Origin of the sequence: Alkalicoccobacillus gibsonii (genome assembly GCF_016798245.1) — a bacterium.
Lineage (GTDB): Bacteria > Bacillota > Bacilli > Bacillales > Bacillaceae_D > Alkalicoccobacillus > Alkalicoccobacillus gibsonii.
Genome location: NZ_JAEUZA010000003.1, coordinates 20,344 through 33,866, shown reverse-complemented (window position 1 = coordinate 33,866; position 13,523 = coordinate 20,344). Strand labels below are relative to the sequence as shown.

Below are 13,523 nucleotides of genomic sequence, written 5' to 3'. Positions count from 1 at the left end.
CTATTCTTGGTTGATTGCTGTTTTCATGGTTTTAATAATTCGTTTGCTCTTCACATCTAAAGCTTGTGTATCATTCATGAATTCAACCATCGTAGCAGATTGCTCTTCAGATGATGCGGAGATCTCATTTATATTTGTAGATAACTTTTCAATACTAGATTGAATTTCAGTAAGTGACTTTCCAATCGTCTGCACAGCTTCCTTAGTGTTAATAGATAACTTACGAATTTCATTAGCTACTACTCCAAACCCTCGACCGGCATCACCTGAACGCGCGGCCTCAATGGCTGCATTTAATCCAAGTAGATTGGTTTGGGTAGAGATCTGTTCAATTAATTGAACCACTTCACCGATTTGGTGCGAATTCTTACTCGCTTTGTCCGCCTGTTGACTGATGTCATTACTTGTTGCTGAAAGTTGTTCAGCTTGAGCTGCTACATGCTGAACCTTCCCTTGTAATGCATCGATTACCTCATTCAGCTTACTAAGCTCTGTATCTAACTTATCTTGGTGTTCCAAGGTTCTAGATAAAGAAAGCAATCCAACTACTTCATTTGTTTCCAGATCTCGAATGGGTGTAACAGATGTCACAACAGCCACTCCAAATATTGAGGGATCCATCGTTTTAGAAATTATATGTTCTCCTTTAATGGCACGAACATAAACATCGTGTCGATCGAGTCTAGTCTTACCTGCTTCAACATCTAATTTTAATATAGTAGATGGTGCAAAGTAGACAAATTTTTCTGTATCAAGCACACCCAATGCGGCTGTTGGGCCAAGTGTGTCTTTTATAATCGGGGCAAAATTAATCACTGCCTGTAACGTAGCATTCATTAAAACAAACTCCTCTGTGCGTCTTTTTTCATAGTATCGGCAAGATGAGCTATAAAGTAAAGTGTTTGATTTTTTCAATTAGAGAACCTAGAGTAGGATCGGATTAAATTGTAGTTGCAGGGATGTGCAGGGCGGGACTTCCATACACCTGCGTCACTCAAACTCGTGCGGTTCCGTGGTCGCTCGCGCACCGACCCCTCTTTCCCGCGCATTTTCTCAGTCGCTCGCGCACCGACTCCTCTTTCCCCGCAGTTCCTCAGTCACTCGCGCACCTGCTCCCCGTTCCCGCGCAGTTCCTCAGTCACTCGCGCACCTGCTCCTCATTCCCGCGCAATTCCTCAGTCACTCGAGCACCGATCCCTCATTCCCGCGCATTTCCTCAGTCACTCGCGCACCGCCCCCTTGTTCTCGCGCATTTTTTCATAATCCTCTCGCAGGACAGCCATGATGATCTCATCTGAATAGGTTCCATTCATATAGAGGGACTGCCTAAGCCGACCCTCTTCCACAAAGCCTGCTTTCTTATAAGCATAATAGCCTCTAAGATTATGCGAGTAGACCTCAAGCTGCAAGCGATTTAACTTCAATTCATTAAAAGCAAACGCGAGTGCCTGTTTCACAGCTTCAGTCCCATACCCTTTGCCTAAGGTAGTCGTTTGATGTAAAGAGATGCGAAACCCTGCCTTTCGGTTATCCTCCTCAATCTCAACGATAGCGAGGTCACCTATCATTTCATCATTCTCCGTTAAACAAATGGCAAGATCATGCCGCGTCTCATCTTTTTGACACGCCTCGTAGTGGTTTATCACTTGTTCAAATGTGAATGTTTTTTTCGTTCCAGTCATATTGAGAATCTCTTTGTTATCAAGTGATTGATAGATCTTTTCTAGATCCTTTCGTTTTAAATCTCGTAAGTACACAGGCTTGGCCATCCACTCTCATCCTCCTTTCATCATTAAAATTCTTTTCGTTTATATACTTGAATAGATACGATGTATGAGATGATGAACAAGATCAAGGTCATGAGCATGAAACTTAAAGAAAATAAGAGATCTACGTTCCCCTGTACTCCTGAAAAAAGTAAATTGTAAAGGAAGGCACTTAGAAAGTATAAACCAATTCCTGCTCCTACTCCGATCATCAAAATGGTCTCGGCCTTTTCCGTTCCTAAAATATAGGTTAAAGGATACGTGATAAAACCAAGAGTAAAAACAATCCCTAGTCCATTCATAATATTATAGACATGCCCCGGCCCTAAGGTTATTCCGAGCAAATATTCAGAGATGATAAATTGAATGCCAAGTATGACTAAACCCACACTAGAAATTAATATGAAGAATAGGTAATGACTCTGAACAACCCGATCCCGCTTAACAGGTAATGTTAGGACGAACTTACTCCATCCAGATTTCGCTTCGTGTTTCAGTACTTCTATTGCAACAGATGCCATAAATGCTAGCGGAAACAATACAGCCGCCCATTGAAACACTCGATTTTCAAAATATACAAACACAAGAGCTGCGACAAGTGAAAGCGGCATGTACCACCAAAACGACTTCTCCACCGCATAATATTGGTTCAACAATAACCCCTTCATCCTCTTTCCCCCCTCATTAACAGTAATGTCACGTCATCTATAGTAAAAGGTTTTGACTGCAGCGCTTGAGGTAGCTTTTCTTTGTCTGATACGAGAACGTCAAAGAACGAGCTGCTCCCTCGTTTTGCTACTCTGATTTCATTTGGAATGGTTTCATAGTGGATTGGATCACACTGGGTGATTCCATACGTATGAAGGATCTTGTCTTTAGATGCTTGGAGGAGAATCCTTCCTCCTTTAATGAAGATAAGTTGATCGGCGATTTGCTCGATATCACTTGAGATATGAGAGGACATAAGGATGCTGCGATCTTGATCCTTAACGAACTTTGTTAACACATTTAACACATCCTCGCGTCCGCCTGCATCGAGTCCGGCCGTTGCTTCGTCCAAGATTAATAGCTTTGCACCATGTGACAGTGCCACAGCGATTGAAAGCTTCATAGACATGCCCCGTGAAAAGCCGCTGACTTTTTTGTTTTTTGGCAAGGAGAATAGCTGGATCAACTGGAAGTATGTTTCTTTGCTCCAATTGGAATAGATTTCTCGAAACACACGCTCAAGCTTGGCTACGGTAAGACCACCTAATAGTTTCATCGTATCAAAGACGACCCCAATGTCGTCCTTCAGATGCACATCACCAGCATTCATTTCCTCTCCAAACATCTTAATGGTGCCGCTGTCTTTTTGCAGCGTGCCCAGAATGGAACCCATGGTTGTTGACTTGCCTGCTCCGTTTTCTCCTATGAATCCAACAATCGAACCATACGGAATCGAAAATGTAATGTCTTGCAAGCCAAATGTTGAATCCTCGTATGTCTTGTTGAGCTCTTGAACCTCGAGTATGTTTGTCATTGCTCTACGCTCCCTTCTCTTTTTAAGACAACCGTATATAGAAAATCACTTACCATACCAATGATCATCCCCAGCCCGATTGTAGTGATTAACACGTTGAATTCATACGTAGTAAAGAAAGTAAGCTGATCGACAAACCACGTGCCGGGCACCGCATCCTGGATCCAGCCCATTGTCTTATCATTCCAACCGCCTGGATTCCATGAGGATTGGTCAATTAAATGGATAACAACGTAAATGACCCCAAACAAGCAAGCGAGACCAAGACATCTTTTTAACCAAGTTATCAATCGCACGATGTAACCCCCTTTAAGGATTTCCTATTGTGTACACCATAATGTCTTCAAGTGATGCTCTTTCAATAACAACATGATCACCCATCAATCTTCTGATAAGAGCGGCTTGATTCGTTAAACCTTCAAAACCAATCGCTGTTTCACGTACATTGACAAAAAGAGTGCGAATATCGTCATCGAGGAGGTCTACAGGTCCACGAACAAGTCCATATTGTTCAGTAATCGATTCTTTGTTGTCACTAAGTAACAGCTTTCCCTCGTGAATAAATGTAATATAATCAGCGATTTGCTCTAGGTCTGATGTAATATGTGTGGAAAAGAAAATGGTCTTCTCTTCGTCCTGCATCACCTCTGCTAAAAGATCCAAGATCTCTCTTCTGCTAATTGGATCAAGGCCAGAAGTTGGTTCATCTAAGATGAGCAGCTCCGCATGGTGGGAAAGAGCAATCGCAATCGACAGCTTTGTTCCCATTCCTTTTGAGAGATTCACAATCTTTTTGTCCCACGGTAACTGAAGCCGATTTACGTAAGAGTCAAACAGCGTATCATCCCATTTCTTATAGAACTGAGCGATGACCTTCTTCATTTTCTTAATGGTTAAATGTTGATAGAGATGATGATCGGCATAGATAAAGCCAATTCGCTGCTTTTTTTCATTGATGTTTGTTGTATAGTCCTCACCGAATACTTGAATGATTCCAGAGTCTTGATTAATGAGATTCAACATTAATTTGATAATGGTTGTCTTTCCTGCTCCGTTCGGACCGATAAAACCGGTAACAAACCCTTTTTTCACTGAAAAAGAAAGGTCTGAGATAGCAAAGTCCCTATACGTTTTGTTCACGTGTTGAAGTCTAACGGCGTCCTCCACTACTCTTCCCCCTCATAAAGCATCTTCAAGAGTTCTTCTAGCTGTTGATATGGTATGTTCAGGTTTTTACTTTCCTTAACAATGGCTGCTAATTCTTCCTCAACCATCTTCAGGCGTTTTTCATGAATCATCGCCGTACTTTGACCTGCCACAAAGGAACCCTTTCCAACAACCGATGTGATATATCCATCCCGCTCCAGTTCTTCATATGCCCTTTTTGTTGTGATGACACTGATTCGAAGATCCTTTGCCAATGACCTCATAGATGGAAGCGAATCTCCCTCTTTTAATTCATCTCGTAAAATACTTTGCTTCACCTGGTTCTTAATCTGAAGATAAATTGGTTCTTGAGATGTGTTTGATAAGTGTATGTTCATACTAACCTCGCTCTTATAACTTTGTAACTATTGTATATAATGTATATATACAATGTCAAATCATATATAGCCTATATCTATTTCACCTAATGTATGAGACAATTGATAAGAAGACAGAAAGCCACTATTTAAAGGGGTTGATCCGTTGTACAAAATTATTCGTACATGTAACGGTGAAACGAAAACTTTAAAGGCTTCAAACAGTCATTTGGATAAATCCTTTTTGGAATTCGTCGATGCAGAACTGCTTGTAAAAAAGCTTAACAATAATGCTCGTCCTGGTTATTGCTGGACGGTCAAAGAAACGAACTGAGTGAATAGGTGACTGCCTGTTTACTCTTTTTTTAAAATAGTGAAAAGGGGTGTCTCATGTATCGAATCGTATGTACAACAATTAAACACACTAAGTCACTACACAGAAAACACAATAATTTAACAGAAAAAACCTTTCCTACTATTCAAGAAGCAAAGGCCTTTACCAATGAACTTAACCAACAGAATGGTTCCACTCATATTTGGACTGTGGAACAGGTATGGTCTATTTCAAAATAATACTCCAAATAGAAAAACCCCCTTTGAAGGTTTAGATACAGACATTCAAAGGGGGTTTTCTTATTAAAGATTATATTGGGTAACATCTAAGAGTAGATTATTTATCTTTTAAAGCTTGTTGTATAGAGGAGTATACATTAATTCCATCTAATTTAATGCCTAGTTTAATCGTCGTTTGCGCAATTTCCGGTCTAATCCCTGATAAACAGGATTCTACCCCAATAATTGATAAGCTTTTTATGAGCATCAGTAATTGTTTCGCAACTGCCGTATCTACATTTGAAACTCCAGATAGATCCACAACCAGTCGCTCTACTCCTTTTTCATTACAAGATGCCAAAACATTATTTATAATGACTCTTGCACGATATGTATCAATTTCACCTACAAGTGGGAGTAAGCCTAATGTTGGTGAGAGTAGAATAATAGGAGCACTCAACTCTGTGATCATCTCTCGCTGTTCACGAAAAAGCGTTTCCTGATTTTTCTCAAACTCATTTGTAACTTTTAAAATGACTTCTTGCATCGTTTGTAAAATGACCTGACGATAGTGAGGTGCCTCTTTTAAAAAGTCAGGGTGGCTCTCGACATATTCGTCCAATAATTCTGTATACTGTTGTTGCGTTTGGAGAAATTCATAAATTTTTGCGGAGTTCAGCGTATTTAAATGCGCCTCATCAAATGAAATCTCTCTTATCCAGTTATCCATATCCGCTCTAAATGTTTGCTCATCAGTAATAAAAACCTTAAAAAACTGTTCGTGAAAACTCATGGCTTGTCTTTTCAGCCGCTCCACATCTTCTGTTGATGTAGAAGAATAAACCCCGTTATTCACTCGGTTAAGTGAGTCATACCATTGCTCTGTAATGTGTTGGAGCTTGCTTACATAGAAATCATGGAGAAGAATTTGGTTGGACATTGACTGATTTCCCTTCTTAACAGATCATATTCTTTTAGTAAGTGAGACAGACAAAAGAAAAACCCATTCACTTTTGTAAACGGGCCTTAGCGAAATAAGGTGGATACACATACCTATACCCAGTATTCAGTAATATTAACCTTTGTTTTTCGTTTTGTTTAATCAATCTTTATTTCATCAATTTTTACTTCATCAATCTCTTCAGCAGATATTTCCTCCACCGCTTCGGTTTGCTCACTTAAAAATCCCAATGCCAGCGCAAAGAAAGCGAGCCCCATAACCAGGCTTCCAATAAATGCAGATAAGCTAAAGCCCGAAATAAGAAGCAAACTTACAAACGCAATAAGAGCTGGAGAAACCATTAATAATAATCTTCGCTTCATGTTAATCACACCTTATAAAAAATAGGAAAAGAGCCTACGCTCGGCTCTTTTTTGATGATTGTTACGACTCTTTAGTTTGAGTGGTTGTTATCATTTTTTCCTATTTCACTAAAATGTTTTTTACCATGTTTGTTCTTTGTTTTTTCTCCACCTTTTCTTCCTGCCTCTTCATAGCTCATCTTTCTACCCTGGTTATTCTCCGCCATGCTAAACGCCTCCTTTATAAGTATAGTTTCTGTGTAACCGATTCATATAAATTAAAACCACTTTTTTCAAAAACTTTTTTTAATTAAAAGCAATCAATTCTGTCTTTGCATAGTAAGTGAGGATATTATATTTCTTTTATTCTTTAAATCCTTTTGTATCAACGCTCGCAAGCAACTCTCATTATTTTCCACAAATTAAAAACAATAAATAGGTTTGAGTTAAATAGGAAAAGGAAATTCACTAGATAGCGTTCAACAATTCACAAAGGAGAGAAGTACATTGGGGTTAATATCAATCATTTCATTTGTAGCCATTGTTCTTGCGATATGGCTTTATGCATTTAAAAGAAGTCGTGGCGTTAACATGGATTCATCGGAGGGTTTATTCCTAGGAGGACGTAGCTTAACTGGCATTACCATTGCCGGATCCGTTGTCATGACCAACCTTTCCACAGAACAGATTGTCGGACAAAACGGGCAAAGCTATGAAACAGGAATGGAAGTAATGGGCTGGGAAGTAACCTCTGCCATTGCAATTGTCGCTCTAGCACTAATCTTTTTACCGAAGTATCTAAAATATGGTGTCAGCACAGTAACTGATTTTATTGAACTACGCTTTGATACAACCACAAAACGCATTGCCTCGCTATTATTTATTTTTACGTACGTGGTATCGTTCCTACCTGTTGTTCTTTATTCTGGTTCACTTGTGTTTAATCAGATCTTTGCGGTGGATGAATTATTAAATGTATCCCCCTTAGTCGCAATCTCCATTATATCTGGAATCATTGGTATTGTTGGTTTGTTTTATTTGTTAATTGGCGGTTTGCGTTTAAGTGCCTACAGTGACACTGTCTATGGGATTGGACTATTAATTATTGGACTAGCCATTCCTGTTATAGGTTTATATGTACTCGGCAATAACAGCTTCATCGGTGGATTTGAAACAATTCAACAGAACACACCTGAGAAGCTTAACTCATTCGGTGCCCTTGATTCAGAGATGGTTCCATGGCCAACACTTTTTCTAGGACTCTTCTTTAATAACTTATTCTTCTGGTGTACCAATCAGATGATTGTACAGAAGGTGTTAGCTGGTCGGGATTTAAAAGAAGGGCAAAAAGGGGCTCTTTATGTAGGGTTCTTCAAAATATTTGGAGCTCTTTTCTTAGTATTCCCAGGAATTATTGCTTTTAATATGTTTGGAGATGGTGTCAACCCATCAGATAATGCATATCCGATGCTTGTTACAGCCGTTTTACCAGAATGGGCATTCGGAATCTTTGCGGCCATTATCTTTGGTGCGATTCTAAGCTCGTTTGTCGGCGCATTGAATGCAACAACAACATTACTTACGTTAGACTTTTATAAGCCTTTAAAAAAGAACGTGTCCGATCGTCAAGTCGCACGAGCAGGAAAAACGTTTACAGTTGTGCTTGGTTTAATGACGGTTGTGATTGCTCCGCTCATTTCTTTTGCACCAGCTGGCTTGTTCCATGTAGTTCAGCAGTTTAATGGACTATACAGCATGCCGCTTCTAGCAATCATTCTACTCGGATTCTATTCGCGTTATGCTACACCATTTGCAGCTAAGTTCACATTTGTTTTCCATATTGTTGTTTACGGCTCGATTGTCTTATTCACTGATATCCATTACTTATATGTGCTCAGCGTCATATTCTTTGTAGATCTACTCCTTATTTGGGGAATTAGTCGTCTACAGAACAAAAAAGAATTTACGTTCCCTGAGGTTGAAGTAAAGGTAGATATGACTCCTTGGAAGCATAGTAAATGGGTAAGTGTCTTAATCGTATTAGTTGTTATATTCACCTATTGGTTGTTCTCCCCTTGGGGTATTGCCAATGCGATGTAATATGAAAAACACCGCTTAATCGCGGTGTTTTTTTTCATTTAACGTTAATTGATAGCGAATCCTTTCACAAAGCTCGCAGTATCTTAATGCTTCTGATGGCGTTACTTGTATATAGGCTTCTGCTGCTACATGTTCATATAATTTCTTTAAGTCGACAAACATCTTCAGCAATGGCGCATCGAGCACATGATGTTTCTTTAATGAGTCTAATTTTTGTGACTCATCTGTATGAATAGACTTACTTATGACCTGTAATAGGTCTTCTGTTTCCTTTTCGACAATCGACCAAACATAGAGTACAGCTGCACGTGGAGAAACATGGGCAATTTGTTCAACCGGTAGTGGAGTTGGTCGTGGACTCTCTACTTCGTCATCCTCCTCGCTTTGAATTAATACTGTCTGCATGGTGTTAGCTTGGGTTGATTGTTCAATTAGTTGTAGCTGCTCCCCCACATCTATACGTACATCTCGGTATGAAATACTACGAATGGACTGAACTAACTGTGTGATCGGTGCCTTTAGCATCAAAAGGATCATTAATAATGTAAGAGGCCAAACACTTGAACGGACAATGGATGAAATGAATTCGAGAACACTCAAACCTCCTCACCTCCATACTCGTCTCATTTAGACCAGTTTTCTAAAATAATGAAAGGTATGATTAATGTATGAATCCATTAAGATGGATATTCGAATACTAAACCAATCACTAAGCAATGGAGGCTATTATGACTACGTATTCTTTTCCAGAGAATTTTATGTGGGGTGGCGCAACGGCCGCTAACCAATTAGAAGGTGCCTATGATGAAGGCGGTAAAGGAATGAACTTGGCAGATGTTATGCCTGGTGGAAAAGTACGCCTAGGTGTGATCGGAAATCCTGGCTTTGATTTTAAAATTGATCATGAAAAATATGTATACCCAAACCACACAGGAATTGATTTCTACCATCGTTACAAAGAAGACATTGCTCTTTTCGCAGAGATGGGATTCAAAACATACCGTATGAGTATTGCTTGGAGCCGTATCTTCCCGAAAGGAACGGAAACAGAGCCGAATGAAGAAGGTCTTGCATTCTATGACCGCGTATTTGATGAGTTAAAGAAATATGACATTGAACCAGTTGTGACGCTTTCCCATTACGAAATTCCACTTTACCTGATTACAGAATACGGTGGATGGCGCAGTCGTGAAGTGATCGGATTCTTCGAGCGTTATGCAACAACATTGTTCAATCGTTACAAGAACAAAGTAAAATACTGGTTAACATTTAACGAAATCAATGGTGCCACTCATATCCCATTACTTGGTCTTGGCTTCTCACCTGAATCAGAAGAAACAAGACTACAGGACAGCTTCCAGGGTCTACATCATCAGTTTGTGGCAAGTGCGCTAGCTGTTAAAGCAGCTCACGAAATTATTCCTGAGAGCCAAGTAGGTTGCATGCTTGTCTATGCTCCAACCTACTCGTTTGATAGTAACCCACAAAACATCATGCATGCCTTGCAAGAACAACGTGTATTCAATAACTATTGCGGGGATGTACATGTACGCGGAGCATATCCTGCATTCGCTACTCGTTACTTCAAAGAAAATGGAATCTCTCTTGATATTCAAGAAGGTGACCTTGAAACCATTAAAGAAGGCACAGTAGACTTTATCTCATTAAGCTACTACATGTCTCGTACGGAGAAAAAAGAAAAAACTCCAGAAGAAGTAGGACAAGGAAATCTGATTGGTGGAGTGAAAAACCCATTCCTTGAAGCAAGTGATTGGGGCTGGGAGATTGATCCTGAAGGTCTACGTATTGCATTAAACCAGCTGTATGATCGCTACCAGGTTCCTCTATTCGTTGTTGAAAATGGACTTGGTGCATACGATAAAGTAGAAGAAGACGGATCAATCAACGACGACTACCGCATTGATTACCTACGCAGTCATATTGCTGCAATGGGTGAAGCGATTGAAGATGGCGTTGAACTAATGGGTTATACACCTTGGGGTTGTATCGACCTTGTCAGCGCATCTACTGGAGAAATGTCCAAGCGTTACGGCTTCATCTATGTAGACAAGCATGATGATGGCTCTGGTTCATTTGAAAGAAGTAAGAAAAAGTCCTTCCATTGGTATAAAAACGTAATCGACACAAATGGTAAAGAACTATAAGGTTTCTGGCACATCTCTTTTAGAGTTGTGCCTTTTTTATTTCCAGACTTTTAGCACCCCAAAACACCATCTCTTTTTTCCTATTTGAGTTCTTTTGTCCCAATTCCTGAATAGACTAGAAAAAAATTCGAATGTCTATTCGGAGGGAAACGATGAATCCAGCGATTGATATCTCAGCATTAAAGCGTGTCTATGTAAAACCGAGAATTGTTGCCTTTATCCCCGCTCACAACGAAGAACTCTCCATCCGTGATTGCTTAGAAGGATTAGCCGATCAAGAATTACCTCCCAATGTAGAATTAGATGTCTTCGTTATTGCTGATAATTGTACAGACCGTACCGAGGAAGAAGCCCTAAAGGCCGGTCAGGAATTGGACCTGCGAATTATTGTGTTAAAAACAGAAGGAAACAAGCAGCGGAAGGTTGGCGCACTTAATACAGCATGGAAAAGCATCTACGGAGATGTAATGGAGTTATATGAGAATAAATTAACGCCTTTTCAGGAAAAGTACAAGCCTGCGGTAAAAGCGATTCTTGGTATGGATGCAGATAGCCGTCTCGCTCCTAAAGCTTTGATTCATTTGTGGAACGGTCTAATGAGTGCTCGTAACATCGGGGGAGTCATGGCAAAATATACAATGAGAATGCCGCTGAAAAAAAGCTCTATTACACGGGATGACCCATATTATGAGCAGAAGATTCAAAGTGGATTATACGGAGGTGCCATCCAACGCTGGTGGACCCATCAGCAGAAACAAGATATGGCAAGCTGGATTCTTAACCTCCAATATCACGGAGGTAGTACGTATGTGCTCGGCGGACAAGCAACACTGTTTCGTCCAGAAGCACTACAAAAAATCGTTGATGAAAATAATCTGGACGGGCCATGGCAAAACGATAGTGACGTCGAAGATATGCTCCTCACCTGGCAGCTCCAAAAATTAAAATGGAAAACGTTAATCAGTCCAGACGCGCGTTGCTTTGTGGACGCGATGAGATCTTACCACACCTACCGCCAACAGCGAAACAAATGGCGCGGTGGCACAGTTGATCTTTTAACGAATAAAGATATTAAAATCAAAACGAGGCATTACGGGATGCTTTGGCGGTCACAGATGAAGACGTTTATTGACCTTTTTATTCGTATCTTATTTTTCTTACTCTTAACCGTATCTATCTCAACTGATCAATTTGTCTGGTCATGGGTTTGGATCATTCCCGTCGCCCTCGCCTCGATCTTGAACTTGATCTTGGCCTTAAAAACACCCATGAGTCGACCCATAGATGTATTCCTCGGTGGCCTGGTCATTAGTACAGAAATTTACTTATGGGTAAACTTCCTAACCTTTATCCAGGTTTGGCTTGATAAGCTATCTCCTTACAAGAAGGACGGCTGGGCACAGCAATATCAAGCAGAAAACGGTACAACCAGAAGCAAGCTTTGGCAGGGTCTTGGTCTCTTCGCTCTGATGATTGCAGGTATTGTGCTCGCTTCAATCCATTACAGAGAATTCTTAACGAGCACAGAGATTCAAGAACTAACAGAACCCTATCTTCGCTTCGGCTGGCTTGTCCTTACCTACCTGACCATTTTTGCATCATCGGTCATGATCTACAAAATCTGGACATTACGCAGTCGCCATAAGGCATAAATCGCAGACCACGCACTTTTTCACTAATGCGTGGTCTTATTCGTTATAATGAAAAAGAACTGTCAAAAGAAGGAGCGATGAATATGAACCTAGCAGTCATATTTGATATGGATGGTACCCTGTTTCAAACCGACAAAATACTCGAATGCTCGTTAGATGATACATTTGATCATTTGCGCTCGATTAACGAATGGGACGGGCCAACTCCCATTGATACCTATCGTGAGATTATGGGCGTTCCCCTCCCAAAAGTATGGGAAACCTTACTGCCCACTCACTCTGAGGATATCCGCAAGCAAACAGATGCATACTTTCTGACCACACTCATCACAAACATACATAACGGCCAAGGTGCCCTCTATCCTAATGTACAAGAGCTTTTCCAATACCTTAAGGACCAAAACTATTCTATTTACATTGCTAGCAACGGATTAATTGATTACCTCGCTGCTATTGTTCAGTACTACCAACTAGATGAGTGGATCGAAGAAACCTTCAGCATTCAACAGATTGAAACACTGAACAAAGGAGATCTTGTCAAAAAAATCCTCACAACTCATCACATCAACCAAGCTGTAGTCGTAGGTGATCGTCTCTCAGACATCAACGCAGCCAAAGACAACGGATTACGATCCATTGGATGTCAATTTGAATTTGCCCAAGCAGACGAATTAGCACAAGCTGACTTTGTCATTAATGACCTAATGGAGATAAAAGAGCTATTAGAAATTCATTTACCGAGACAAAAAGCGTAATCACCAAGATCACGCAGTTATTAACTAAGGAAAAGAGGGGACACGAACCAAGAACCCTCCCACCCCCTAGAGCCATGCTCTTTTACCAAGAGCATGGCTCTATTTAACAAGGAATTCACCTGTTACCAAGATAAATATCTTCCATACCAAGAACAAACGCTTCTTTACTAAGGGAAATCAAGAAAA

General features: G+C 40.3%; 16 protein-coding genes. 5 read left to right on the top strand and 11 right to left on the bottom strand.

The features are described 5' to 3' along the window. The 7 genes from JNO66_RS11740 to JNO66_RS11710 form a co-directional block, all read right to left on the bottom strand. Positions 1 to 837 carry a methyl-accepting chemotaxis protein gene (locus JNO66_RS11740; RefSeq protein WP_203088488.1) on the bottom strand — a complete coding sequence of 279 codons (837 nt, stop codon included), beginning with the start codon at positions 835 to 837 and terminating at the stop codon, positions 1 to 3. 383 nt (positions 838 to 1,220) lie between these two features. Further along, positions 1,221 to 1,769: a GNAT family N-acetyltransferase gene (locus tag JNO66_RS11735; RefSeq protein WP_203088487.1), complete on the bottom strand. Its 549-nt coding sequence runs from the start codon at positions 1,767 to 1,769 to the stop codon at positions 1,221 to 1,223. A 23-nt stretch (positions 1,770 to 1,792) separates the two neighbouring features. Then, positions 1,793 to 2,434 carry an ABC-2 transporter permease gene (locus tag JNO66_RS11730; RefSeq protein ID WP_203088486.1) on the bottom strand — a complete coding sequence of 214 codons (642 nt, stop codon included), beginning with the start codon at positions 2,432 to 2,434 and terminating at the stop codon, positions 1,793 to 1,795. After that, the gene (locus tag JNO66_RS11725) at positions 2,431 to 3,288 is read right to left on the bottom strand and encodes an ABC transporter ATP-binding protein (protein ID WP_203088485.1); all 858 of its coding nucleotides are present in this window, start codon (positions 3,286 to 3,288) and stop codon (positions 2,431 to 2,433) included. The genes JNO66_RS11730 and JNO66_RS11725 overlap by 4 nt, the downstream gene beginning before the upstream one ends. Beyond that, a complete protein-coding gene (locus JNO66_RS11720; protein WP_203088484.1) occupies positions 3,285 to 3,584 on the bottom strand; it encodes a hypothetical protein in 300 nt (99 codons plus the stop codon). The genes JNO66_RS11725 and JNO66_RS11720 overlap by 4 nt, the downstream gene beginning before the upstream one ends. A 13-nt stretch (positions 3,585 to 3,597) precedes the next feature. After that, positions 3,598 to 4,455, bottom strand: coding sequence for an ABC transporter ATP-binding protein (locus JNO66_RS11715; protein ID WP_203088483.1), 858 nt, complete (start codon positions 4,453 to 4,455; stop codon positions 3,598 to 3,600). Continuing rightward, positions 4,455 to 4,832 (bottom strand): GntR family transcriptional regulator, encoded by a 378-nt coding sequence (locus JNO66_RS11710; RefSeq protein ID WP_203088482.1) that lies wholly within the window; start codon positions 4,830 to 4,832, stop codon positions 4,455 to 4,457. The genes JNO66_RS11715 and JNO66_RS11710 overlap by 1 nt, the downstream gene beginning before the upstream one ends. Before the next feature lie 369 nt (positions 4,833 to 5,201). On the opposite strand from JNO66_RS11710, the gene JNO66_RS11705 reads away from it, so the two are divergent. Then, positions 5,202 to 5,384, top strand: coding sequence for a hypothetical protein (locus tag JNO66_RS11705; RefSeq protein WP_203088481.1), 183 nt, complete (start codon positions 5,202 to 5,204; stop codon positions 5,382 to 5,384). 97 nt (positions 5,385 to 5,481) lie between these two features. Here JNO66_RS11705 and JNO66_RS11700 read toward each other — a convergent pair whose 3' ends face one another. The 3 genes from JNO66_RS11700 to JNO66_RS20790 form a co-directional block, all read right to left on the bottom strand. Then, entirely contained in the window at positions 5,482 to 6,303 is an 822-nt protein-coding gene (locus JNO66_RS11700; RefSeq protein ID WP_203088480.1) for an STAS domain-containing protein, read from the bottom strand. Between the two features lie 158 nt (positions 6,304 to 6,461). Then, the gene (locus JNO66_RS11695; RefSeq protein ID WP_203088479.1) at positions 6,462 to 6,686 is read right to left on the bottom strand and encodes a hypothetical protein; all 225 of its coding nucleotides are present in this window, start codon (positions 6,684 to 6,686) and stop codon (positions 6,462 to 6,464) included. A 71-nt stretch (positions 6,687 to 6,757) separates the two neighbouring features. Beyond that, positions 6,758 to 6,892 (bottom strand): hypothetical protein, encoded by a 135-nt coding sequence (locus JNO66_RS20790; RefSeq protein WP_273753382.1) that lies wholly within the window; start codon positions 6,890 to 6,892, stop codon positions 6,758 to 6,760. A 280-nt stretch (positions 6,893 to 7,172) separates the two neighbouring features. Here JNO66_RS20790 and JNO66_RS11690 point away from each other — a divergent pair, with 280 nt between their 5' ends. After that, positions 7,173 to 8,765, top strand: a complete 1,593-nt coding sequence (locus JNO66_RS11690; RefSeq protein WP_203088478.1) for a solute:sodium symporter family transporter — start codon at positions 7,173 to 7,175, stop codon at positions 8,763 to 8,765. Positions 8,766 to 8,780: 15 nt separating this feature from the next. Here the strand turns inward: JNO66_RS11690 and JNO66_RS11685 are convergent, their stop codons facing one another. After that, complete coding sequence (locus JNO66_RS11685) at positions 8,781 to 9,365, bottom strand: hypothetical protein (protein WP_203088477.1); 585 nt, start codon at positions 9,363 to 9,365, stop codon at positions 8,781 to 8,783. Between the two features lie 128 nt (positions 9,366 to 9,493). Here JNO66_RS11685 and JNO66_RS11680 point away from each other — a divergent pair, with 128 nt between their 5' ends. The 3 genes from JNO66_RS11680 to JNO66_RS11670 all read left to right on the top strand — a co-directional run bounded on the left by JNO66_RS11680 (position 9,494) and on the right by JNO66_RS11670 (position 13,337). Beyond that, positions 9,494 to 10,930, top strand: a complete 1,437-nt coding sequence (locus JNO66_RS11680) for a glycoside hydrolase family 1 protein (RefSeq protein ID WP_203088476.1) — start codon at positions 9,494 to 9,496, stop codon at positions 10,928 to 10,930. Between the two features lie 152 nt (positions 10,931 to 11,082). Further along, positions 11,083 to 12,582 (top strand): glycosyltransferase family 2 protein, encoded by a 1,500-nt coding sequence (locus JNO66_RS11675; RefSeq protein WP_203088475.1) that lies wholly within the window; start codon positions 11,083 to 11,085, stop codon positions 12,580 to 12,582. A gap of 83 nt (positions 12,583 to 12,665) precedes the next feature. Beyond that, positions 12,666 to 13,337 carry an NIF family HAD-type phosphatase gene (locus tag JNO66_RS11670; protein WP_203088474.1) on the top strand — a complete coding sequence of 224 codons (672 nt, stop codon included), beginning with the start codon at positions 12,666 to 12,668 and terminating at the stop codon, positions 13,335 to 13,337. The last annotated feature ends 186 nt before the right edge of the window (positions 13,338 to 13,523 follow it).